Annotated in this window: 1 pseudogene; it reads right to left on the bottom strand. The window is 33.3% G+C overall.

Going from position 1 to position 318, the window contains the following annotated elements:
- Positions 1-99 (bottom strand): annotated as a pseudogene (locus RYX56_RS21680) (MerR family DNA-binding transcriptional regulator); the annotation flags it as partial.
- Between the last annotated feature and the right edge of the window lie 219 nt (positions 100-318).

The raw sequence follows: 318 nt of genomic DNA, 5'->3' as shown, positions 1-318 counted from the left end.
CTCATAATAACGGATTTGCCGTTCGGGTAGACCGGTTAGCTCTCTGACGATTCCAATTGTAATCACTTTTTTATCCTTATAAGACGCCTCGTTCGTCATTTTTCTCCACCTCGCTTTATGTTACATTTTATGTTATATTTTCTCACATAATTTTAAAAAAGGAAAAGATAATGAATTCACTATAAAGAAATTTTTTTCGTGTATTTGGCAGAGGAAATGGATTGTTTATAACCAGCAGCTAATTCGCTGACTGTAAAGGTGGATAATTCCTGGAAAGTATAATCGCCTGTTTTTAGTAATTGTTGAATATAAAAGTTC

This window comes from Alkalihalophilus lindianensis, assembly GCF_032843265.1.
In the GTDB taxonomy this organism is placed as follows: Bacteria; Bacillota; Bacilli; order Bacillales; family Bacillaceae_D; genus Alkalihalophilus; species Alkalihalophilus lindianensis.
The sequence above is the reverse complement of the archived record's forward strand: the minus strand, read 5'-3'. Positions and strand labels throughout refer to the sequence as shown.